This window comes from Bifidobacterium subtile, assembly GCF_000741775.1.
Lineage (GTDB): Bacteria > Actinomycetota > Actinomycetes > Actinomycetales > Bifidobacteriaceae > Bifidobacterium > Bifidobacterium subtile.
Map to the genome: position 1 here is coordinate 1 of NZ_JGZR01000001.1, position 23,228 is coordinate 23,228.

A 23,228-nucleotide genomic window follows, 5' to 3' on the forward strand; every position below is an offset into this window, starting at 1 on the left:
ATCGATGCCGCCCTAGGTGCGCTTCAAGGCGCGTTGGGGGATTGGGGCGCGTAGGGGAATTGCAGGGCTCAAACGAATCTCGTCGGAACGTATGAAAGAAGTCGCTGTTACGCTTCAAGTCTCGCGGCAAAGGTCGCCAGCCCGGCCTTTTTCAGTCCAGCATATTCTTCGGTCATAATGCGCGGTGGATGCTTCTTGCGCGCTGCCATCCGTGTTATTGCGCGACGAACGGCTTCGGGTGATTCGTCGTAGACTCGTGAGAGGAACGCGTCGGGATGCTCTGCTCTGATGCCGTACTTTTCCAGTGTTTTCGGTGGAAAATCGGCAAGGTTGATGGTGGCGATAATCGTAGCTCCTCCCGCTCGTGCCGCAGCGAGCACATGCCTGTCATCCGGGTCGGGAAGAGCGAGGTCGTCCAGGTGATTTCGCCAATCCGGTACTTGGGCATAAGGATAGGCTTCATTCACTGTACCGAGGAACGCGTCAATCTCGGATGTTGTCGCGTGCTTCCACGCTTTGGGCAGATTGCGTCTGATTTCCGCCATGATTTCATCCGACCAGAGCGGCTCGAGCAGGCTGTCGTCGGCTACGGTGAGCAGCGCGTCCAGAATCCATATATGGAAGAAGATGTTGGCATCGAGCACGGCGGTTTTCATGCGAATGATTCCTTAGTCGCTATGAGGCGTGCCGTACAGACCCATGTCTTCGGCCAGGTCACGCATGGCGTCAAGGGCCTTGCGCCGGTCAGAGCGCATGGCATCGCGATAGGCGATGACGTCGGACTCGCGCATCATATGATTGCCTGCCTCGCCGTTGCGGCGGAACGGGATCTTGCCGTCGTCAAGCATGCGCTGGACCGTCTTGCGTGAAACGCCGAGAATGCGGGCCGCCTCGCCGGTGCCTATAGTGCGGCTGTGCCCGGATGCGGCCATGGCAGCATCTACGGCCGCATTGAACGCCGCCTCATCCAATTGGTAGGTTCGTCCGTTGCCCTGCAGAATGAACGATGCGTCGTCAGCCACCGGCCTTGCCTCAATCATCGCGATGCTCATCATTGGCCTCCTCTACAGAAATGTCCAATATGACCAATTCTATCATTATTTGGTTGTGTTGTCAGACTATAGTTTGAACGGCTTAAATCCCGCGCGTCTTATGAGAAATTTGGTGAAGGCATGATTTTGTTGAATGATCCGCGTGTGCGCGAGGTGCCGGTCAACGATTGCGGCGAGCAGATGGTTTCGGTGGACGGAATCGATGAGCGGATTGCGGTTGACCGGTCGCGCAGCGAGATCGCCAGCAATTATGATCGCTTCTGCTATGCCCGCGAATCCGTTACAGGTATGTTGCGCCGAGCTGTTGCGTTCTTGCCTAGGGACGTCGACTTTCTTGTCAAGGAAATCTATCGGCCATATTCTAGGCAGGTTCGTTCGTTCGAAGAGGGCCTTGAGTTCTATCGTGAATCAAATCCGGAGTTAAACGAAGAGGCGCTGCGGGAGCTGGCCTGCCAGTATGTCGCTCCGCCCGAAGTCGCTGGTCACCCAACTGGCGGCGCAGTCGATATCGTGCTGATTCAGGACGGCAAAGAGCTTGACATGGGCACGAAGTTCAACGATGAACCAGTTGCGCCGGAGAACCTGACCTATACGGATTGCCCGTTCATCGCACCAGAGCAACGGGCGAACCGTCAGATGCTGTCGCGGGCAATGGAATCCGCCGGATTTGTGAACTATCCGGCCGAATGATGGCATTTCTCGTATGGCGATCCCTACTGGGCACTGATCACTGGCAATGCTGCTTGCTATGCGCCGGTTGGAGACGAATAAATTGCAGACTCTGCACTAAGCAGGGTTGTCGTGTTGCGGTTTTTGATGGATTTTCCGATAAATGCATGTATCTCGCTTATGTGTGGCGTTATTTGCAGGCCGCAGAGGTCTATCTGCGTTATGTGAGGCGCTATTTCTTGGAGAGTCGGGTATCAGGTGGCCTAAAACCGCCGTTTTTGGTCAACGCTACTTGGAGTGATATGGGATTGGTGCCTCACATAACGCAGATAGACCTCCGCGAGACCAATTTAGCGCCTCACATAACGCAGCTACATGATTATTCCAACCACTTTTACGCAGTTTCCGTGCTGTGGGCAGGGAAAGAGGCCGGGAGCTTCATCGCGCATACCCAAGCACAATGAAGCTCATGCGCAAGAGGGGTTTGTTGCGGCGGCTGCGAGGAATCCGCCTACCCGTGCGGCGCGAATGCTGTCCACTAGAGAACACCATCAGCTTGGTGTCAGCCCAAGATTTGCTCGTCGGGCGCAACGAATCTTAGTCTTATTGTTAGCTTTCCAGTCCGAGTCCGCGACGGGCGGCGACGTGGGCGAGCAGACGAGTCGTGTCGACGAATGGCAGGGGCGACTCGGCCTCGCTCGTAATCACCACCGGAATCTCGGTGCAGCCGGCGATGAAGCTGTCGCAGCCGGCGTCCACTAGGTCGCTGATGAGATTGACCATGTGCTCATGTGTTGTCGGGGTCTGCGGACCGTTGATGACCTCGTCATGCAGCAACGTATCCAGCTCGTGTTGACGCTCGGTCGAGAGCCGCACTGGTGCCATGCCTGCTGCGCGCAGCGGTGCCTCATACAGACCATCTTCGACCGTCGTGTTCACGCCCAGCACGCCTACGGTGCGGAAACCGCGACGCACGCACTCGGCAACCGTCACCGCCACGATGCTCACCACGGGAATCGTCGCCGCCTGCTGAATGCGGTCGATGGCGAAATGCGGCGCATTCGACGGGATTACCACGAAGTCGGCGCCTGCCCGTGCCAGCACATCCACGGATTCGAGCATCAGCGCGGCTAGGCCATCCCAGTCGTGGGCAAGCATCAGCTCTTCGTTGCGCTCGTGCTCCGGGTTCGTCATCGTGATGCGCGGGTGTGCGCCCGGGCGGCTCTGCAGGCGCACGCACTCGGCCACGATCTCCTGCACGCACAGCAGCGTGCCCGGAATCGTCACGCCCGCTACGCCGATATGCCCGAGGGCGGTGTCGTCCGCTGTAGATGCAGGTGTGGTTGAGGTCAGTTGCGAATCGCCATCATTCATGCGGCCAGTGTATCACCGTGCGCGTTTTGTCCAATCGCACCTTTCGGTTCTTAACAGAAGCTGGTGGGAGCGGACCGGACCATGTGCTTAGGCAAAAAATGTTATTGATCTTTGTCAACAGACTGTGCAGCGTCTTTCTGTCTGTTATCCCGTGGTATTCGACGTCTTAGAGTTCTCGGGAGATTGCCTTGAAACGCGGCTTAAGCGCCCTTGCCTCTATCGGTGAGGGAAACGATGGTGATGTGGCTGCCCCGCTCGTCTTTGCGGCTCTGCGCAAAACCCCGCTGCTTGAGCTTGTTCACTAGTGTCGGCCCGTCGAGGGATCGCGGAAAACGGCGCTGGAAAGCTGGTCAATCGAGATTTCCTTACATCTGAACAGATTGGCGATAACGTCGCCGTGCGAAGGCGCTAGGCTGGCCAAGCCGATTTTGCTCATCTTCCGCATGAGATATCGGTTTGGCTTCTCGCTGATTCTGTCTATCAGGAAGATAGTGTTATCCGTCTGCGTACCTGCAATATACTTTGATGTCAATGCTATGCAGAGAGAATTGCGGGTATAAACGTGGCATGGGCAGAGGGCTTAACAATCGGGCATTGCTTCAATGCAATACGCATGCGTCAAAAATAATCTTTTGCGATATGCGTTTGCCATGCTGAGATACCGACGCATATGGGGCACTTGGGATCGATATGTGAAGACGTGTCCATTCCGGTGAGTTATCCACATTGCGTTACTTGCGGCACGCCGGAGACCCAAGCGTTCGACCACATAGCCCTGTTTCGCTTGCATGGGCACAAACCCGGCCAATAGCGTAGATGGCAACTATCACCTATGCTTGGAAGCATACGAAAGGAACCCGGCCATGAACACGCTCATCAATAGCATCCCCACCATCGCGGCATTTCTCGCTGTCAGCGCGGTTTTGGCCAGGCTCGTCCTGACCGGCAACCGAAGCTTGCCAAGCGCATCGATGACACGAATATCCGTATTGACGGCGTTGAAAGCGGCCTCACTGGGCAGATTGACGGTGTCGAGAACAGTCTTACTAGGCGTATCGATGGTGTTGAGAAGAGCCTGACCGCTCGTATCGACGGCGTTGAAAAGAACCTCACTGCTCGTATTGATAGTGTCGAGACTAATCTTGGCAAACGCATCGACAGTGTTGAGACTAATCTTGGCAAACGCATTGACGAGAACAGCAGCGAGATACGGGCTATGGATGCTAAATTCAGCAACGAGTTCATCGCCGTCAATCAACGCTTTGATTCCGTCAATCAGCGTATCGACAAGGCGCTCGACCTCGCGATTCGATGACGGTTCTTCCGTCAGGAAGCCACGTTTAGCCGTGAATAAGGAGACTCCTCGTCGTCTGCCGGGAGAGTGCCGCATTCATTCGTCGCCGTCTTCATGAAATTTGGCGGAAGAAGGGGTGACGTTGCTGATTAATGCCTGAACAAGCGGACTCCAAGGGCGGTTTGATGGCCCGCTGAAGATCAGCTTTCGCTCCTTGGCCGGAGCGAGCGGAACCATTCTGGTGTTGGCCGCGAGCATGCCCATGCCGATCGAGGGGAAAACCGTCACTCCCAATCCGGCTGCGACGAAATTGAGCAGTGCGGCGTTGTCATACACTCGTTGCGCCGGGACGAAACGCTGATCCTCGGCTCGGAACATCGCGGTGACATCGGAGCCGCATCCGCCGCCGGAAATCAGAATCGGATCGTCAAGGAGATCGCGAGCGGTGACGCTCTCGGCTGCGGCCAGCGGGTGGTCGTCGCGCAAAACTGCGCAATAGCGGTCTTCGCCGACCGTCACGGCTCCGGCGGGGACATGGTTCGGGTTAACGAGAATGGCGGCATCCGCAGCACCGTCGTCAAGCCATTCGACCAGTTCCGGGTCATCGCCCTCGAAGACGCTTACCGTGATGGCTGGGAACGCCTGTTGCCAATCGGCGAGAAGCTTCGGCAGCAATCCGAAACAGACCGTAGAAGGGGCTGCCAATCGCACTGTTCCGGTGAGATTGCCTGCTGCGCGCGCTGCCGTAGCCACGAGGGCGTCGGCTGAGGAAAGCGTCGAACGCGCGTAGGGGAGGAGTTCGGAGCCAAGCGCGGTGAGTGCGATTGCCGGCCTGCGAATGACCAATGTCGCTTCAAGCTCGGCTTCCAAGGTAGTGATGGCATGCGAAACCGCCGATTGGGAGACTCCCATTTCATCCGCTGCTGCGGCGAAACCCTCGAAATCATGCACGGCAACGAGCGCACGGAGCTGTGCAAGCGTGACTGCCATGAGCATCCTTCATGTTTAGGTGAATTCGATTGATTTGATTCATGTCAATAATACGCGCAATCTGAAACACATGAAGAACCATATGAAAAACCGTATGAAGCGCCATAAAACACCTACTGTCATAGTGTTCGGCCTGCTCGGGCTGCTGTGGGGCGCGAGTTTTCTGCTGATCAAGATCAGTCTGCGAGGGCTCAACCCGGCCCAAGTGGGGCTGTGTCGCCTGGCGCTTGGCGCTGCGACGCTGACCGTTGTCATGCTGGTGACGCATCGCCCTTGGCCTCGGGACGCGAATATTTTCAAGCATCTTGCGGTCATCGCGGTGTTCATGTTCGTGCTTCCAGTCGCGCTCTACTCTTGGACCGGGCAGTTTCTCTCGCCCAGTCTTTCCGCGGTGCTCAACGCGACCACGCCGTTGATGACGCTTATCATCGGCGCAATCGCATTGCGCAGCGAGCGTCTTACCGCCAGGCAGATAGGGGGTGTCCTGCTCGGGGCGGCCGGAATTATTCTGGTGCTGGCGCCGTGGGAAAAACAGCCCGGCGGAGAACGGCTGACGGTGGCAGCCGGTAGCCCCCGGTTCTGGCTTGCGGCGTTGGCATGCCTCGCTGCCACATGCTGCTATGGATGCGCATACGTGTGGATGCGTCGTTTTCTCGTGCCGACCGGCGAGGCGCGCGATCCCGTCGGGCTCACCGCCATGCAGCTGCTCATCGCCGCAGCGCTGGCCGCAGCAATCTCGCCGTGGAACGGCGTGTTTGGCTCAATCCCTCGGCTCAGTATTCCGGTAATCATCGCAATACTCATACTTGGCGTATTTTCCACTGGCCTCGGCTATCTGTGGAATACCGACATCACCGCGCAATGGGGTTCGCTGCGCGCCTCGCAGGTCACCTACCTGACGCCGCTCGTGGGAATCGCCCTCGGAGCCATCATCCTGCACGAACCCATCGCACTTCATCATCTCGCGGGAACGGCAGTCGTGCTGATAGCCATTGCCTGCAGCCGGTAATGAATATTAGCCCTGTGCTCCCTCAGCCTAGCGACTGGGTGTGCCGGCCGAGGCGCAGAATGAGCAGGACTCCGGTCATGCTCAGGAGGAAGCCGGCGATCTCGAAGGGGCGGGGTGTGGTGGCGGTGAGCAGGTGTGCCAGGACGAGGTCGCCGCCCGGTCCCGGGCATGCAGACGCGGAAACCCGCCCCAGAGCAGGAGGAGCGCCGAGATGCAGCCCAGCAGCAGGTAGCGCCCTGCCGTCAGCATGGGCACGTCCAAATTCGGCAGCAGAATCGGCACGGCCACAGCCAGTGTCCAGCACAGGTTCGCGCCGACTCCCGCGATCAGCCCGTCGGTCAGCGGGAGGCGTAAGACGAGTGCATCTGCATGGGTTCCCCTCATGTAACTGTCATATAGGCAACCATAACGTTACACCACTCCTGTATCGCGTCTTGCATGATGTGCTTCGTCGGGAAGCATACCAATATGCGGCTTGAACGGCTTTGACGATTCTGGTGATTACTGGGATGATGGTGATGGCCCCGAACGCGATGAATGCGACGGCGCTGGCGGCCTCGATCGTGATTGTTGCAAACATGCTGCACCGTGTCGAGGGAAGACAAGGCCTATTCGGCATCGTGAAAGACCTGTGCCAGGAAGAGGTTCGCGCGGGAGGCTGTGGGCTTATGGCCTAAGCAGGAGCATCAGCAGATCTTTCAATTGCGCTCGCTGCTCGGCGGTGAGCTGGCGGCCAAACGCTGCGTCTCCGGAGACGGCTGCCGCCAACCGCGTGCGTAAGGCCACACCGGTGTCCGTGGCGGAGATGAGTTTGACCCGGCGATCGCTCCCTGTTGTGCGAGTGGCGAGGCCGTATTTGGTAAGTTGATCGACCAGCGATGTGACGTACGAGGGGTCGCAGCCAAGCTGCTCGGCGATATGGCGCATCGAGCGCGGCTCGTCAAGCAGCAGGAGTGCGCGGCACAGTGTGATGGGGATGCCGAAGCCGCCCGCTGACTTCGCGAAGCCCTGCCGCGCATTCGTTGCCGCCTGCACGACGAGTCGGGCGAGCTCTCGCGATTCCTGAGGTTTTGGAGCATTTTCCGTGCGTTGCGCAGTTGTCATGTCTTGATACTATTCAAAATATCAATAATTGACTAGTCAAGTTTTGACTTATATAATATTGAGTACTGTTGAGTTCGATATTGCTGAATCAAATCAGGCATTGGCGAATTAAGCGCTGTTGTACGAGGCACTGCTGAAATAAGCACTCTTGAAATAGGCAACATTGAATGTGAACGTGCAGCAGGCGACGGAAGGAATCCACCATGACAGCAAGCACTGCGCCCACGAATTCTCTGACCCCGAAGCGTTCATTCGGCCTGCTTCGGCTTATTGCCGCAGCGGTTATCGCGGCCATCGTCAACCTCATCGTGTTTTTCCTCGCGAGTGCAACCGGCACCACCATTACGACTTTCGGGAAGCCCATGGGTGCCTACGAGCCGATTGTCGCATCCCTTGTTCCCATTGTGATTGTCGGGCTGATCGTCTGGCTTGTGCTGCCTTACTGGCGTTGGATCGGCGGCATTGCCCCGGTGGTCGGAGGCATCGTGGCGGCGCTCACGGCCATTGCGCCGCTGGTTATCGTGGGCGGCGCATCCGGCCTGTGGCTTGCGCCGATGCACATCATCGCCGCAGTCGCTTGGTACTTCGGCACACGCTCGCGGCGCCTCAGCCTCAAGTAGGGCTTGACATTTGCGGACACGGTTCTGATCGACCTGCGCGGCGTATCCCTTCATTTCCCAATCGTGCACGCAACCGTCTTTGCACCACGGCCACCACGGCATTGTGACTTGACTCTCGCTCGTAACCACACCGACGCATTTGTCTTGCGCTGCGAAATTCTTCGATCGCATCTTCATGAGCTGAATGGGCGAGCGCTCTCTCTGAGCGCCGCTAGCTTTCCCAATACATCGGTGCTCGAGTCAGAGACGAATGCGCCAGCAGCCGCCATCAGAGCATTGACACGATCCATTACTTGGCTTAGTCCGGCACGGTCTGCATCACCAGATGTTATGTGAGCGTACTCGTATTCCATCCAGGCGAGAATCACAGCAGTCGTGGCTCGCGCATCCAATGAATCGTCGCAGTATTCGGCAATCATCTGGTCCAGGTATGTGACGCTTGACACGACGGTGCGCCTGACTTCGTCGACATCGGCATCGAACCTTGCCTGCCCATTGCGAAGAGCATCATAGGCATCTGCCGCTCTTCCCCACAGTTCGTCGCCCCGAACGCACGGAAATGTCAGCACTCCAGACCTCAGTTGCAAACCGGTCGGTGTCACCTCAACCGGTTTGCTACCATTCAGATGGAACAGTGCAAAGTCAGCATTTGCAAAACCCGCATCCGCTGTGGGATATCTGCGCGCGAACACGCCGAAGACGATGGCTGTCGCCGGAGTGAGGATGAGGGCGGCCCCCAATATCAATATGAGGATAAACGCCACGACTTTCCTGGCATTATCGGGTAGTTGCTGCGGGATGCTGTAAAGAACGAGCAGGACGAGGGTCGGGAGGCAATAGCAAATGATCGCTGCAATGAATAATGCCATGGAGATGCGCGACCACCGACGCCTGACCATCATGCCGCTGAAGCTCCCAGCAGCGGCATCAATGTCTGGGGCGTATGACTTCGGATATGAGACTTCCCCGATGTAATAGGGTGCGAGCCAGTCCTCCTCGTCGGCTTGGTACTCCCACGTCACCGGCCAGTTGATGTGATTGTCAGATCTCTCGATTTCGCAATTCTCCATCAAATCCTCTGTTCTCCTTATGCATGGCCAGATCACGTTAGCTACCTAGGCGAATTAAGACTGCTGATGAAGTCTGACTTCCGTCAAGAAACACAGAATCATGCGGCTTTTGCAGTGCATCGTGTGTGCTGCTGCAGCTTTGCCGACGGCATTGAGCGGTTGCGGGTTGAGGGATCCTTGCAGTACGGATGATTAAGACGCTAGAGCCTCACTGCGTCGTGAGTTGCGATATCGCAGATCTGCCCGGGGTAGCGCAAGCCGCTGAAGTACCGGTTGGTGTGCGCCACGATCTGTTCACCTGTGATTGTGACGCCATCCCATTCAGTGCTGGTCGTGGTATGGGCGTCGCTGACAAGGGTGGTATCGTATCCTTCTGCTGCTGCGCGTTGCACCGTGGTTCGGATGCAGTAGTCCGACTGCGCCCCTGCGACCACCAGTCTGGTTGCTCCCAAGCCGTCAAGCACGCTTTTCAGATTGGTGCCTGCAAAAGCGTCGCGGTAGGTCTTACGTACTAGTGGCTCGTCATCGTTTCGGCTCAATGGCGCGGCCAATTCCCAGTCGGAAGTGCCGAGTGCGACACCGTCGTCCTGCACCCATACGATAGCTGTACCATTTTCGCGTGCCCGGGCGACGAGGTCCGCTGCGCGCGTTAGCACATGGCTGGCGTCAAAGCATTCAGCCATCACGCCACGTTGCAAGTCAATGACCAGTACCACGGTCCGCGCGCCTATCGTCATTGCGTTGCTTTTCTCTACGAAGGCCCTCATGCCCGGAATGTATCGCGATTGTCAGACCTGGCTGATGCCTGCTCGTCGGGGTTCGCAGTAACGTCGATGGAATGGTTTTTGCGACACGCCTGAAACTTGACTCTCACGCTGCGTCAGGCGGAAGGCTGAGGTGTATGAGCAATTACTACAACGCCTTTGACATGAGTCCAGTCCCTGCGCCCGGCGTGGATGCGGTTGCGCCTGAGTCGTTCCGCGGCATCTATGGGATGCCGATGTTCGTCGCCGTGCCTGCTCGCGATCTTGCTGCATCGGAACGGTTCTGGCGAGATGGTATGGCAACATGGCTGCGCGAGATCATCGAAGCAAACGCCCTCGTCCACAGTGTGGCCCACAGTGTGAATCTCGAAATGGTCACCTGGTCCTAGGCGAGATGCCTCTCACTGATTGTCATTCGGCAATAGATGCGGACCAACCCTGAAGTCACCGCAACGATGTGGGGCATAGAAGGTATGGACAGAGGAAAGGTCTCTAGCTGTATTCGTCTGCACTCGATTGCACGAGTCTGCCCCATTCCTCGCCAACCGAGGACCCTTCTGCAACTTGCGAGAGAGCAATCTGATGTTTGCCCACTGGATTATCGGACAGTTTATCGGACATTTATCCGACATGTCGGATAAATGTCCGATAAATAGTCCCAATAGTGTTCTAGAAGTCCCAGTCATCGTCGTCGGTTTCGACGGCGGTGCCCATGACGTAGGACGAGCCGGAGCCGGAGAAGAAATCGTGGTTCTCGTCGGCGTTGGGGCTCAGGGATGTCAGGATGGCCGGGTCGACCTGCGTGTCCTCGGCGGTGAACAGCGCGGGGTAGCCAAGGTTCATGAGCGCCTTGTTGCCGTTGTAGCGTACGAAGGCCAACACTTTGTCGACCAAGCCGACGCCCTTGTACAGGTCCTCAGTGTACTCGACCTCGTTATCGTAGAGATCCTGCAGCAGCTCGTACGTGTAGTCCTGCAGCTCGTCGCGGCGCTCCTGGCTCAAGTTTTCAAGCCCGATCTGGTACTTGTAGCCGATGTAGTAGCCGTGCACGGCCTCGTCGCGCAGAATCAGGCGGATGATATCCGCCGTGTTGGTGAGCTTCGCGTGCGCGGAGAGCCAGAAGGGCAGGAAGAATCCCGAATAAAACAGGAAGGATTCGAGCAGCACCGAGACGATCTTCACCTTGAGCGGGTCGTCGCCGTTGTAGTAGTCGAGCACGATCTGCGCCTTCTTCTGCAGATTCGGGTTCATCTCGGACCAGTCGAAGGCCTCGTCCACCTGCTTCGAGGAACACAGCGTCTCGAAAATCGAGGAATACGACTTGGCATGCACCTCCTCCATGAAGGTGATGTTGCAGAACACGGCCTTCTCATGCGGGGTGATGGCATCCTGAATCAGCCTCGGCGCGCCCGCCACGCCCTGAATGGTGTCGAGCAACGTCAGCCCGGTGAACACGCGCATGGTAAGCGTCTGCTCATCATCGCTCAGCGTGCTCCACGAAGGGATATCGTTGCTCAGCGGCACCTTCTCAGGCAGCCAGAAGTTGCCCGTCAGCCGATCCCAGACCTCTTTATCCTTCGGATCGATGATCTTGTTCCAGTTAATCGCCTGAACGCGCGTCACCGGATGGTACGTCAGCCGCGGGAACCGCTCCATCGGATCCACAGTAGACGTAGCCTCAAGCGTCTCGTCCTTCGCGGTGCTATCAGCCATGATTGCTTCCTTTCGTATGTTCTCTCTCATGTTTTATGTTTTTATGCGCTCAACAAGGGCCTCTGCGCTCTGATGCATGCTGAGATGAGCGTCTTTAGCGTGAGTGGTGGGAAAGGGAGGCATGTTGTCCGACCGTATGACCGGCCGAGCGGCCTTGGAGCGTGTCGGATAATATGCCTCCCTTTCCCACCACGACAATCCCTACACGCTCATCACAGCATGCAGCTGACGCAGCCTTGGACTTCTGTTCCTTCTAGCGCCTGCTGCCGGATGCGGATGTAGTACAGGGTTTTGATGCCTTTGCGCCATGCGTAGATCTGGGCCTTGTTCAGGTCGCGCGTGGTGACGGTGTCGGGGAAGAAGAGCGTCAACGACAAGCCTTGGTCGACGTGCTGCGTGGCTTCGGCGTAGGTGTCGACGATGGGCTTCCAGCCGATTTCGTAGGCGTCCTTGAAGTACTCGAGGTTGTCGTTGGTCATGTACGGCGCGGGGTAGTAGACGCGCCCGATCTTGCCTTCCTTGCGAATCTCGATCTTCGAGGCGATCGGGTGAATCGAGCTCGTGGAATGGTTGATGTACGAGATCGAGCCGGTCGGCGGCACGGCCTGCAGATTCTGGTTGTAGATGCCGTCGCGCAGGATCGCGTCGCGCAGCTCCTCCCAGTCCTGCACGGTCGGGATGTGCACCTCGAAGCGTTCGAAGAGCTCCTTGACGCGCTGGGTGCGCGGTTCGAGGGAGCGGCGGCCGTCCGTGTACTTGTCGAAGTAGTTGCCTTGGCCTGCCGGCTTCGCGTAATCGCTGGTCGGGAAGCTCTTGAAGGCGTGGCCGCGTTCGACGGCGAGCTCGTGCGAGGTCTTGTAGGCGTTGAACGCCACCGTCATGAAGTACATGTCGGTGAAGTCCAGGCCTTCTTCGGAGCCGTAATGAATGTGCTCGCGGGCGAGGAAGCCGTGCAGGTTCATCTCGCCCAGGCCGATGGCGTGGCCTTCGTCGTTGCCGCGCCTGATTGAAGGCACGCTGTTCATCTGCGTGTGCTCGGAAACGGCGTTCAGCGCGCGGATGGCGGTCGAAACGGTGCCGGTCAGGCCGCCGTCCATCGCCTTGGCGATGTTGAGCGAGCCGAGGTTGCACGAGATGTCGCGGCCGACGTGGGCGTACGTGAGGTCTTCGTTCAGCACGCTGGGCTCCTGGACCTGCAGGATTTCGGAGCATAGGTTGCTCATCGTGATGCGGCCTTCGATGGGGTTGGCGCGGTTCACGGTGTCCTCGAAGAGGATGTAGGGGTAGCCGGATTCGAACTGGATTTCGGCGATGGTCATGAAGAATTCGCGCGCGTCGATGTAGGTCTTGCGGATGCGGTCGTCGGCCACCATCTCGTCGTAATGCTCGGTCACGGAGATGTCGGCGAAGGGCTTGCCGTAGACGCGCTCAACGTCGTAGGGGCTGAACAGGGCCATCGGGGCCTTGCGCTTGGCCAGCTCGAAGGTGATGTCGGGGATGACGACGCCCAGCGACAGCGATTTGATGCGGATCTTCTCGTCGGCGTTCTCGCGCTTGGTGTCGAGGAAGCGCAGAATATCAGGGTGATGCGCGTTGAGGTACACCGCGCCGGCGCCCTGGCGCGCGCCCAGCTGGTTGGCGTAGGAGAAGGAGTCTTCGAGCAGCTTCATCACCGGGATGACGCCGCTGGACTGGTTTTCGATGTGCTTAATCGGCGCGCCGAGCTCTCGCAGGTTGCTCAGCAGCAGCGCCACGCCGCCGCCGCGCTTGGAGAGCTGCAGTGCCGCGTTGATGCCGCGCGAGATGGATTCCATATTGTCTTCGATGCGCACGAGGAAGCAGCTGACCGGCTCGCCGCGCTGCGCCTTGCCGAGGTTCAGGAAGGTCGGCGTGGCGGGCTGGAAGCGGCCGGAGATGATCTCATCGGCGTACTTGACGGCGAGGTTTTCGTCGCCGGAGGCCAGTTCCAGGGCCACTGCGGCGGAGCGCTGCGGGAAGTCCTCAAGGTACTGCTTGCCGTCGAAGCTTTTGAGCGCGTAGGACGTGTAGAACTTGAACGCGCCGAGGAAGGTGTCGAATTCGAAACCTTCGGACTCGATGTGCTCGTAGAACGAGTCCAGGAATTCCGGGCTGTACTGGTCGAAAACAGCCTTGTCGTAGTACTGGTTGTCGATGAGATAGGCGAGCCGCTCGGCGGTGGAGCCGAACTTCACGGTGTTCTCGGCGACATGGCCGGTCATGTAAACGCGCTCGGCCTGCTTGTCCTTGTCGAACTGGATGTTGCCGTTCGCGTCGTACAGGTTGAGCATGGCGTTGAGCGAGTGGAAGTCGTGCGCGGGATCGTATTGGTCCGCGGTGTCGCTGGTGTTGTCCATGACCAGCGCGGTGCTGTCGGTGATTGCCATGAGGCTGTCCTCCGGTGTGGTGTGGTGGATGTAGTGCGTGTTATGTATGTGATGAGGTGTGACTGTGGTGTTATCGTATGGCGCTTGCGGCGATATGCGTTGGGAGAAATGGGGTCGCGGCGGTTTTCAGCTATTGTCTGCGGGCCATGGATTCTGCATGGCATCCGCAGTCCTGCACGTTCTGCGAAAACGGTTTAAATACGGTCTGTGTACGCTCTACATCTCTATATATAAGGACTTCGCCAGTCCGCATTCAGTTGTATCGGCCAACCAGTCTCATCGGTCCCATTGGGGCCTATAAGCCGAAACGGCTCTCAGAGCCTCAGACGGTCGCTGCTACCGGCTCTCGCGCCTTCGTGTAGAAATCGAGCAATCCTTGGCGCACTGCCGTCCGATCTTCCGGGGTGCCCATGAGCTCGAAGCGATACATGAACGGCACCTTGCACTTCGCCGAGATGATGTCGCCGGCGATGCAGTAGGCCTCGCCGAAGTTGGAGTTGCCCGAGGCGATGACCCCGCGGATGTACTGCCGATTATCTGGATTGTTGAGAAACTGCTTGACTTGGGTCGGCACGGCCTTGTGGGCGCTTCCGCCGCCATAGGTCGGCACGATGAGGACGTAGGGTTCGCGCACGTTGAGCGCTGGGTCCTTGGGGCGCAGAGGGATGCGGTAGACGTTGATGCCCTCGTCTTGAAAATCACAGTTGTCGACGAAACGCGCGGTGTTCTCCGAAGCGGAAGAGAAGAAGACGACCGCTCCGATCGCCGCTCCTTCCGCCTTGTACAACGGCTCGCTCAGTGCGTCGGTCTGCGATTCGCTCATGCCAGTACACTCATTGAAGGAACACTGGTCTTGGTGAGCTGCTTGATGAGGTCGGGGCGGTATCCGCTCCACGAGGCGTCGGGGGTGATGACGATCGGGGCCTGACGGAAGCCGGCCTGCTGCAGCTGCTCAAGCGTGGAGGGGTTCTCGGCCAGATCGACGACCTCGAAGTCGATGCCCTGCTTGGTGAGCTGGCGCTTGGTGGCCTCGCACTGCGGGCAGCGATACTTGGTGAAGACGGTGACGGTCATGGCTTTCCTCCGGTTGACTGATGTAAGTGTGTCTGGGTAGATAGATTACATGGATGTGATTTAGAAATAAACACCATGTCTAGTGGCGTGTCGGGGTATCGGCCACTAGATATAGTGCTTCACACTCTCGGATGCCTACAGCGGCAAGAGATTTCGGGCATACGGTCTGCTCGCCCATAAATGTGTAAATGTTGCATTAATCACATTGATGTAATTCGGCTGACGATTTCGGCCACCGTGGGGTGATGATGAGGTAGCGGCAAAAGCGCTAACGGTGCCCTGACACTACAAAACGGTCTATAGGGCTTGGTTATCGTCCGGATTGTAGCGGTGGCCTTGAGTTAGCGCTACAAAACTGCCGCTAACGAGGGCTTATCGTCCGGATTGTAGCGATAGCCCCAAGTGAGCGCTACAAAACGGACGCTAACGGGCGGTGAGCGTCCGCGCTGCAGTGTCAGCATGGGCGATGCTTTTGATGCTTCCGATGCCGACTGTGCCATGGAAACCTGCGGATGTCCGTGGACGGCACATCGGTCAGCGCTCGTTACGGTTGACCCCGCGCCCGCCCTTGCTGCCGCTCTCCCCGCCGTCTTCGCGCATGGACTGGGCCACGGCTCGTGCGGCCTGCTCGACCTGGGCGATGATGGCCCGAGCCTGATCGTCGTCGTGCGCGGACTCAAGCAGCCGCATGCCGCTGGACACCAGGCCTCTGGTGATGGTGGCCCCGACGCGGGGTGAGTGCGGGCACAGCTGTCGCCAGGCGCGGGCGACCGGCATGGCGATCGTGGCGTGGAAATCCGGCTTGTCGTCAGATCCGTCATGGTTGACATCAGGCTTGGTGTCCGGCTTGGGCTTACGCGCCGCGGCGCTGCTAGTCGGATGCAATTTCATCATCCAGCCGTGGCCGTGGATTGAGGTCTGCTCAAGATTGATGCGTACCCAGATGGCGATGGTCTCAACCGGGTCGTTCACGCCGGCCAGCCCATCCTCGAGCGCCTTGCGCCAGCCGGGCAGATGGCGCTGCAGCAGCTTGTGGCGCAGATCGTCCATATTATCGACATAGCGGTAGATGGAGTTGCGTGCGATCCCCGCGCCTTGGCTCACCGCAGCGGGGGTGAGCGCGTCGTTGCCCTGGGTTTTCACGATGTGCTCCGCGCAGTCGAGCAGGGCGTTCATCGTGTTGCGACGGTGCTCTTCGAGGTTCGCTTCGCTGATACGTGGCATCGCATTCCGGTCCTTGTGCTTCGAGTCGTGTGTGAACTTGTGTGAAAATTCTGGTGGCTGTTCAATTCTGGCCAACTGGCTGCTGATATCGCACGCAGCCTTGGCTGGTTCGCCAAGTGCGCCAAGCGTGGCAACACAACCGAGCGGATGCGCCGCACCCTCGCCTGCGCGGATTCGTTGTATATTGTACCGCTGCATTCCTGAGCTGCCGCGTCTCCGGCCGTTGTGCTTGCGCCATGTCGGATCATTGCGGATGAAGAGCCGATATATACATGTATGCGGCATAACGCTGGCTGCGAAGCGAGTCGTTGGGGATTGAGCCTCAGAATCTCCGTGCCCGAGGTTCTTTGCGTCATTTGCGAACTCTGCGTGCTGGAACGAGTGAATATTGTCGTGTTGCATGTGTATCTGCGTTATCTGTGGCGTTAACTGGGTGCTGCAGGGGTCTATCTGCGTTGTGTGAGGCGCTATTTTTCGGAAGGTCGAGTATCAGGCGGCTACAAACCGCCATTTTCAGCCGTCAATACTCGAGGTACCAAGGAATTAGCGCCTCACACAACGCAGATAGACCTCCGCAGGGGTGAATTAACGCTACAGATAACGCAGATAGCCGGTTTTTGACCAGCGCAAGCTTTGTTGCAACGATGGTAAGGCGCGAATTTTCCGCAAGCCATTGTTCTCTGTAGAGAATATGCGCGGCGAAACCGGCGGGCGGCGACTACCATATTTCGGTAAGGGGCGTCGGCGATGTGGGGGCGCTCGCAAGGAAAGGTGTGCCAGGATGAGAACGCTTACCGCAAGGGCTTCCGGCTATTCGATGGATGAGATCAGCGCGCTGGATGCCGAGGATGTGTATCGGGCGCTGAAAACGAGCGAGGACGGTCTGTCGCAGTCGCAGGCGGAGATTCTGCTCGCCAGCCACGGCAAGAACGTGATCGAAGAAGAGGAGAAGACGCCGGTCATATTTGTCTTTCTGCGCTGTTTCACGCACTTGATGGCGCTGCTGCTGTGGGCCGCGGGGGCGGTCGCGTTTCTGGCGAATATGCGCGAGCTGGGAATCGCCGTGTGGATGGTCAACATCATCAACGGCGTGTTCAGTTTCTGGCAGGAGTACAAGGCGGGCAAGGCGGCGGAGGCGCTGCGCAAGATGCTGCCGCAGTATGCCACGGTGATTCGCGAGGGGCAGGAATGCAAGGTGCCGGCCGAGGAGCTGGTGCCCGGCGACGTGTTCGTGCTCGAAGAGGGCGATAGCATTTCCGCCGATGCCCGGCTTGTGCAGTGCAGCGACTTGCAGGTGAATCAGTCCACGCTCAACGGCGAATCGACGCCGGTGCGCAAGAGCGCCGAGGCGATTGACGCGGATGGCGCAGCGGGCCAGCCTGCCGCGCAGATTCCCAATCTCGTGTTCGCCGGTACTTCGGTCGTGCGGGGCAATGCGCGCGCGGTGGTCGTGTACACCGGTATGAACACGAAATTCGGCACCATCGCGCGGCTCACGCAGAATGTCGAGGACACGGGCAGCCCGCTGCAGCACGAGCTCAACCGGCTGACCCGGCAGATCACGATTCTGGCCATGTGCATTGGAGCCGTGTTCTTCACGCTTGATGTGGTGTTCGTCCACAGTCAGCTCGCCGTGGCATTCATCTTCGCGCTCGGCATGATGGTGGCGTTCATCCCCGAAGGGCTGCTGCCGACGGTCACGCTGGCGCTCGCGATGGCCGTGCAGCGCATGAGCAAGCGCAATGCGCTCGTCAAGAAGCTGTCGAGTGTGGAATCGCTCGGCTCCACGTCGGTCATCTGCACCGACAAGACCGGCACGCTGACGCAGAACGAGATGACGGTCGAATACCTGTGGACGCCCGACCGGGAATATCAGGTGACCGGAGGCGGGTACGCGCCGCAAGGCGAGATCCGCAGCGAAGGCCGCCGCTGGTTGGCCGCTGATGACGAGGGCCTGCGCCGACTCGTGACTGCTGCGGCATTGTGCAACGATGCGCGGCTGGGGCCTGCTGCGGTGCCGGTTGCAGATGGTGTGGAGGCGGCGGGCAATAGTGCGGATTCGACGAGCAGCAGAAAAGGTGACGTCGACGATAACGCCGACAGCAGAGACGATGGCGATGACGGTAACACAGGCAGGAGTGTCGGCGTCGGAGATGACGGCAATAAGTCCGATGAGATGAATGGCAATGCTGGTCATAACGTCAACGCCACTGATGCTCATACCAACGTTGACAATGGTGGCGAGGATAGCAAAATTGAAACCGTCAAGGTCGCCGGCGCCGTCGATGCTGCTGCTGCTGCTGTAGCTGGCAATATCGGTGATGATGACGGTGATACTAATGAGGACGGCGATGGAACTGCCGAAGCCGATGACAATGGCAATGGTGTTCAAGGGGGCGCCGCCAATACTGGTCCTGCCGAAGGCAAAACAGATAATGAATCTGCCGTTTCTACCGCCCGCAGGCAGGTCTACGGCGATCCGACTGAAGCCTGTTTGCTGGTGGCGTGCGAGAAGGCGGGTCTGAGCCCCGAGCGCGAGGCGAAGCGGATGCCGCGCAAGCACGAGCTACCCTTTGATCCGCAGCGCAAACGCATGACTGTCATCTGCGCAGACGCCGATACCGATGCCAGGGGTGATGGCGGCGATGGTGCAGGGCTGATCGCGTTCACCAAGGGCGCGCCGAATGAGATCGTTGCGCTCGCCACCCGCGTGCGCATTGGCGGCAAGGATGTCGCGATGAGCGACGAGCAGCGCACCGCGATCATGGCCGCGAACGACGCCTACGCCGACCGAGGGCTGCGCGTGCTGGCAGTGGCCTGCCGCGCGGTGAGCGAGCAGGAGATGGATGACAATAACAGAGACAGCGGCAACAGCAACAAGAAAAGAGGCACAGGCGACGGTGTCAGTGTCAGCAACGACGGCAACAGCAACAAGATATGTGCCGCTGATGCCGCTGACCTCACTGGTATCGGCAGCAGCGGCACCGTAAAAACCGGTGATAAGGGCGACGGTGCCGAAACCAAAAACGCTGGCAAGAGCGATGCTGCCAATGCCTTAGGTACCAATGCCTCCGTCGCCGCCGATGACGCAGGCATCGCCGCACTCTGCACGCCCGAACGCATCGAACGCGACCTGACCTTCCTGGGCCTCGAAGTCATGGTGGACCCGCCGCGCCCCGAAGTCGCGCAGGCCGTGCAGACCTGCCATCGCGCGGGAATCCGCATCATCATGATCACCGGCGACTACGGGCGCACCGCTTTGGCGATCGCCCGCCGCATCGGCATCGTGCGCGACAAGCATGCCCGCGTCGTCTCCGGCACCGAGCTTGAAGCGATGAGCGATGACGAACTCACAGCAGCACTGCGCGGGGAGATCATCTTCGCGCGCATGGCCCCGGAGCAGAAGCTGCGCATCGTCGGCTGCCTGCAGGATATGGGCGATATCGTGGCCGTCACAGGCGATGGCGTCAACGACGCGCCCGCGCTCAAGAAGGCCGATGTCGGCGTGGCGATGGGCATCACCGGCACCGATGTGGCGAAGGAGGCGGCGGATATCATCTTGACCGACGACAACTTTGCCTCGATCGTCGATGCCATCGAGGAAGGCCGTGCGGTGTATGCGAATATCCGGCGCTTCCTGCTCTATATTCTCAACTCGAACGTGCCCGAAGCCGTGCCGAGCGCGGTCTACCTGTTCTCCGGCGGCCTCGTGCCGCTGCCGATGACGACGATGCAGATCCTGACCATCGACCTGGGCACCGATATGATTCCGGCGCTGGGCCTGGGCACCGAGCCGCCCGAGGACGATATCATGCGCCAGCCACCGCGCAACCCGAACGAACGCCTGCTCAACCGTGCCATCGTGCTCAAGGCTTTTTTCTGGTATGGGCTGCTGGGCACGGCGGCGTCGATGCTCGGCTACTTCTTCGTCAACATGCTCAACGGCTGGCCCGGCGTGCCGCTGGCGGGGCTGGGCAACGACCTCGACCCGGTGTATGTGGCGGCGACCACGATGACGCTCGCCTCGATCGTTTTCGCGCAGATCGGCATGGTCTGGAATTGCCGCAGCGACACGCGCTCGGTGTTCTCGATCGGGCCGTTCTCGAACACGACCATCACCATCGGCATCGCGGTCGAAATCGTGCTGATTCTTGCGATTATCAACGTGCCGATACTGCAAGGCGTGTTCCACACCGCACCGCTGCATGGCGCGGAGTATCTGTATCTGGTGGTGATCCCGGTCGTGGTCGTAGGGCTTGAGGAATTGCGCAGGCTTATCGTCAGGCGCGTGGGTGCCGGCACGGGTGCCAGCGTAAGCGCCAACGCAGGTGCCACCGCGGACGGTGCGTAACCGCGCTCCAACGTACCGTATCCAACGTAACCACGCCCTAACATAACCGCGCCTCAGCGCGGACGCACCTGCGCGACTTGTGTGAATGATATCTCACTGCCCAGCGTGAATCGTGGCCGCGCGGGTGCAGGGCGGGGGATAGACTGAAAAGCGTTGTGATCATGCGCTTGCGTGGCAGGCGCAATCGACTCGAAAGGCGAGGCATATGGCCGAGGCAACAGCAAACATCGGAGTTATCGGGCTGGCAGCTATGGGCTCCAACCTGGCGCGTAACCTGGCGCATCACGGCAACACCGTGGCTCTGTACAACCGTCATTACGACCGCACGGAAAAGCTCATGGCCGAGCATGGCAGCGAAGGCAAGTTCGTGCCATCCAAGACGGTCGAGGAGTTCGTCGCGTCGCTGAGCAAGCCGCGCACCGCCATCATCATGGTCAAGGCCGGAGCGCCGACCGATGCGGTGATCAACGAGCTGGCCGATGCGATGGAGCCGGGCGACATCATCGTCGACGGCGGCAACTCCTACTTCATGGATACAATCCGGCGCGAGAAGGACATCCGCGCGCGCGGCTTCCACTATGTGGGCTGCGGCGTCTCGGGTGGCGAGGAGGGCGCGCTCAACGGCCCGTCCATGATGCCCGGCGGCACCGAGGAATCGTGGCAGACGCTTGGGCCGATCTTGAAGTCCATCGCGGCGGTCGCCGAGGGCGAGCCCTGCGTGACCCACATCGGCGAGAACGGCGCGGGCCATTTCGTCAAGATGGTACACAACGGCATCGAATACGCCGACATGCAGCTGATCGCCGAAAGCTACGACCTCATGCGCCGCGGCCTGGGCCTTGATCCGGGCGAGATCGCGGATGTGTTCGGCCAGTGGAACACCACCGAGCTCAACTCCTACCTCATCGAGATCACGGCCGAAGTGCTGCACCAGACCGATGCGAAGACCGGCAAGCCGCTCGTGGATCTCATCGTCGACCACGCGGGCATGAAGGGCACCGGCACCTGGACCGTGCAGACCGCCCTGTCGCTGGCCATTCCGGTCACTGGCATCGCCGAGGCGGTGTTCGCCCGAGGCCTGTCCAGCCAGGCCGAGCAGCGCGAAGAGGCCGCCAAGCAGCAGCTGACCGGTCCCAGCGGCTCGCTGGATATCCCCGCCGATGAGCGCGAGGCCTTCATCGAGGACATCCGCCATGCGCTCTACGCCTCGAAGATCGTCGCCTACGCGCAGGGCTTCGACGAGATCAACGCCGGCGCGAAGGAATACGACTGGAAGATCGATCTGGCCGCCGTCGCCCGCATCTGGCGTGGCGGGTGCATCATCCGCGCCCAGTTCCTCAACGTCGTCTCTGATGCCTTCGAGTCCGGCGAGGCCAATGTTTCGCTGCTTTTCGCGCCGTACTTCAAGACCGCCATCGAAGAGGCGCAGGAGTCCTGGCGCCGCGTCGTGGCCCGCGCCGCCACTTACGGCATCCCGGTCCCGGCCTTCTCCAGCTCGCTGTCGTATTACGACGGCCTGCGCTCGAAGCGCCTGCCTGCCGCCCTCATCCAGGGCCAGCGCGACTTCTTCGGTGCGCACACCTACGGCCGCGTCGACGCCTCCGGCGCCTTCCACACCCTGTGGGCCGAGGACGGCCGCCCCGAGATCGAGGCGTAGTGGGTCTCGCCTTTGGCTAGACGCGATGAATAAGGAATAGGGCAGTATCCCGACTCTGATGCCCCTTTCGTGACGCTAATCCGAACTGTCCGTCACGAAAGGGGCACGGGTCAGGAGACACTGCCCTTTTCGTGACTATGAACGCAAGTTAGCGTCACGAAAGGGGCAGGGCGGTCACCCACGCTGTCTCGTTTACGACACTTGCCGCTGATAACTGTCACAAACGAGATAGAGCACAGCAGCCAACCTGTCGAAAGCAGCCTGCGGGTTTTGCACGTTGCACATGCCCCCGCATCACACGTCACCGATTCGCCCCGACAATGTGGGCCGGCACGCCTACTGCCGTCGCGTCAGCGGGCACATCGTGCAGCACGACCGCATTCGCTCCGATTTTCGCATTGTCACCGATGATGATGGCACCGAGAATCTTCGCCCCGGCCCCGACGAATACGCCACTGCCCAGCTGCGGATGCCGCCGCCCCGCGTGGTTCTCCACGCTGCCCAGCGTCACCCCTTGATACAGCACGACGTCATCACCGATAACAGCTGTTTCCCCGATGACGATGCCGGTGCCGTGATCGATGAGCAGGCGCTTGCCTAGGGTGGCGGCAGGATGTATTTCGACTCCGGTCACCATGCGACCAAGCTGGCATACGATCTGCGCCGCCAGCTCGTGGCCTCGGATCCACAACCGATGCGAAATCCGATAGCACCATACCGCGTGAAGCCCGGAATAGGTGAGGGCAGCCTGAGAATTCGAGGTTATGGACGGATCGTATCGCCGCACCCCCGCCACGCCTTCATGTATGCTTCCGCCAATTTGCGCGAGCATGCGGGCAAATCGAGAAAGACGGGCAA

General features: G+C 59.4%; 21 protein-coding genes. 7 read left to right on the plus strand and 14 right to left on the minus strand.

The genetic code is table 11. From position 1 onward, the window contains the following. Window positions 1-107 precede the first annotated feature (107 nt). Together BISU_RS00005 and BISU_RS00010 are read right to left on the minus strand one after the other, a co-directional pair. Complete coding sequence (locus BISU_RS00005; RefSeq protein ID WP_024464135.1) at window positions 108-656, minus strand: PIN domain-containing protein; 549 nt, start codon at window positions 654-656, stop codon at window positions 108-110. 12 nt (window positions 657-668) lie between these two features. Next, window positions 669-1,055, minus strand: coding sequence for a helix-turn-helix domain-containing protein (locus BISU_RS00010; RefSeq protein ID WP_024464134.1), 387 nt, complete (start codon window positions 1,053-1,055; stop codon window positions 669-671). A 117-nt stretch (window positions 1,056-1,172) separates the two neighbouring features. On the opposite strand from BISU_RS00010, the gene BISU_RS00015 reads away from it, so the two are divergent. Beyond that, complete coding sequence (locus tag BISU_RS00015; RefSeq protein WP_051921986.1) at window positions 1,173-1,742, plus strand: M15 family metallopeptidase; 570 nt, start codon at window positions 1,173-1,175, stop codon at window positions 1,740-1,742. 588 nt (window positions 1,743-2,330) lie between these two features. On the opposite strand, the gene BISU_RS00025 is transcribed toward BISU_RS00015, so the two are convergent. The 3 genes from BISU_RS00025 to BISU_RS00035 all read right to left on the minus strand — a co-directional run bounded on the left by BISU_RS00025 (window position 2,331) and on the right by BISU_RS00035 (window position 5,379). Then, on the minus strand, window positions 2,331-3,095 hold the full coding sequence (locus BISU_RS00025) for an aspartate/glutamate racemase family protein (protein WP_024464132.1): 765 nt from the start codon (window positions 3,093-3,095) through the stop codon (window positions 2,331-2,333). An 826-nt stretch (window positions 3,096-3,921) separates the two neighbouring features. Continuing rightward, complete coding sequence (locus tag BISU_RS00030; protein ID WP_024464131.1) at window positions 3,922-4,485, minus strand: hypothetical protein; 564 nt, start codon at window positions 4,483-4,485, stop codon at window positions 3,922-3,924. Beyond that, on the minus strand, window positions 4,486-5,379 hold the full coding sequence (locus BISU_RS00035; protein ID WP_024464130.1) for a LysR family transcriptional regulator: 894 nt from the start codon (window positions 5,377-5,379) through the stop codon (window positions 4,486-4,488). A gap of 94 nt (window positions 5,380-5,473) precedes the next feature. On the opposite strand from BISU_RS00035, the gene BISU_RS00040 reads away from it, so the two are divergent. Both BISU_RS00040 and BISU_RS00045 read left to right on the plus strand, forming a co-directional pair. Then, window positions 5,474-6,388: a DMT family transporter gene (locus tag BISU_RS00040; protein ID WP_024464129.1), complete on the plus strand. Its 915-nt coding sequence runs from the start codon at window positions 5,474-5,476 to the stop codon at window positions 6,386-6,388. 485 nt (window positions 6,389-6,873) lie between these two features. Then, complete coding sequence (locus tag BISU_RS00045) at window positions 6,874-7,065, plus strand: hypothetical protein (RefSeq protein ID WP_024464128.1); 192 nt, start codon at window positions 6,874-6,876, stop codon at window positions 7,063-7,065. Here BISU_RS00045 and BISU_RS00050 read toward each other — a convergent pair. Then, entirely contained in the window at window positions 7,055-7,492 is a 438-nt protein-coding gene (locus tag BISU_RS00050; protein ID WP_152599115.1) for a MarR family winged helix-turn-helix transcriptional regulator, read from the minus strand. The two genes, BISU_RS00045 and BISU_RS00050, sit on opposite strands and share 11 nt — an antisense overlap. 203 nt (window positions 7,493-7,695) lie before the next feature. On the opposite strand from BISU_RS00050, the gene BISU_RS00055 reads away from it, so the two are divergent. Continuing rightward, entirely contained in the window at window positions 7,696-8,112 is a 417-nt protein-coding gene (locus BISU_RS00055) for a DUF6069 family protein (RefSeq protein WP_024464126.1), read from the plus strand. Window positions 8,113-8,285: 173 nt separating this feature from the next. Here the strand turns inward: BISU_RS00055 and BISU_RS00060 are convergent, their stop codons facing one another. After that, window positions 8,286-9,182, minus strand: a complete 897-nt coding sequence (locus BISU_RS00060; RefSeq protein ID WP_024464125.1) for a hypothetical protein — start codon at window positions 9,180-9,182, stop codon at window positions 8,286-8,288. Window positions 9,183-9,382: 200 nt separating this feature from the next. Then, window positions 9,383-9,949: an isochorismatase family protein gene (locus BISU_RS00065; protein ID WP_202805526.1), complete on the minus strand. Its 567-nt coding sequence runs from the start codon at window positions 9,947-9,949 to the stop codon at window positions 9,383-9,385. A gap of 134 nt (window positions 9,950-10,083) precedes the next feature. On the opposite strand from BISU_RS00065, the gene BISU_RS12870 reads away from it, so the two are divergent. Next, window positions 10,084-10,335 (plus strand): hypothetical protein, encoded by a 252-nt coding sequence (locus tag BISU_RS12870; RefSeq protein WP_024464123.1) that lies wholly within the window; start codon window positions 10,084-10,086, stop codon window positions 10,333-10,335. Between the two features lie 280 nt (window positions 10,336-10,615). Here BISU_RS12870 and nrdF read toward each other — a convergent pair whose 3' ends face one another. From nrdF to BISU_RS11425, 5 genes are all read right to left on the minus strand, one after another. Then, window positions 10,616-11,602: a class 1b ribonucleoside-diphosphate reductase subunit beta gene (nrdF, locus tag BISU_RS00075; protein WP_024464122.1), complete on the minus strand. Its 987-nt coding sequence runs from the start codon at window positions 11,600-11,602 to the stop codon at window positions 10,616-10,618. A gap of 269 nt (window positions 11,603-11,871) precedes the next feature. Next, window positions 11,872-14,064 carry a class 1b ribonucleoside-diphosphate reductase subunit alpha gene (gene nrdE, locus BISU_RS00080; RefSeq protein ID WP_024464121.1) on the minus strand — a complete coding sequence of 731 codons (2,193 nt, stop codon included), beginning with the start codon at window positions 14,062-14,064 and terminating at the stop codon, window positions 11,872-11,874. 322 nt (window positions 14,065-14,386) lie between these two features. After that, entirely contained in the window at window positions 14,387-14,887 is a 501-nt protein-coding gene (nrdI, locus tag BISU_RS00085) for a class Ib ribonucleoside-diphosphate reductase assembly flavoprotein NrdI (RefSeq protein ID WP_024464120.1), read from the minus strand. Next, window positions 14,884-15,138, minus strand: a complete 255-nt coding sequence (gene nrdH / locus BISU_RS00090; protein ID WP_024464119.1) for a glutaredoxin-like protein NrdH — start codon at window positions 15,136-15,138, stop codon at window positions 14,884-14,886. The genes nrdI and nrdH overlap by 4 nt, the downstream gene beginning before the upstream one ends. A 534-nt stretch (window positions 15,139-15,672) precedes the next feature. Continuing rightward, window positions 15,673-16,362 carry a TetR/AcrR family transcriptional regulator gene (locus BISU_RS11425; protein WP_024464118.1) on the minus strand — a complete coding sequence of 230 codons (690 nt, stop codon included), beginning with the start codon at window positions 16,360-16,362 and terminating at the stop codon, window positions 15,673-15,675. Between the two features lie 781 nt (window positions 16,363-17,143). Here BISU_RS11425 and BISU_RS11430 point away from each other — a divergent pair. Both BISU_RS11430 and gndA read left to right on the plus strand, forming a co-directional pair. Beyond that, entirely contained in the window at window positions 17,144-20,713 is a 3,570-nt protein-coding gene (locus tag BISU_RS11430; RefSeq protein WP_051921987.1) for a cation-translocating P-type ATPase, read from the plus strand. A 205-nt stretch (window positions 20,714-20,918) separates the two neighbouring features. Further along, window positions 20,919-22,370: an NADP-dependent phosphogluconate dehydrogenase gene (gene gndA / locus BISU_RS00110; protein ID WP_024464116.1), complete on the plus strand. Its 1,452-nt coding sequence runs from the start codon at window positions 20,919-20,921 to the stop codon at window positions 22,368-22,370. A 301-nt stretch (window positions 22,371-22,671) separates the two neighbouring features. Here the strand turns inward: gndA and cysE are convergent, their stop codons facing one another. Next, complete coding sequence (cysE, locus tag BISU_RS00115; RefSeq protein WP_024464115.1) at window positions 22,672-23,202, minus strand: serine O-acetyltransferase; 531 nt, start codon at window positions 23,200-23,202, stop codon at window positions 22,672-22,674. Between the last annotated feature and the right edge of the window lie 26 nt (window positions 23,203-23,228).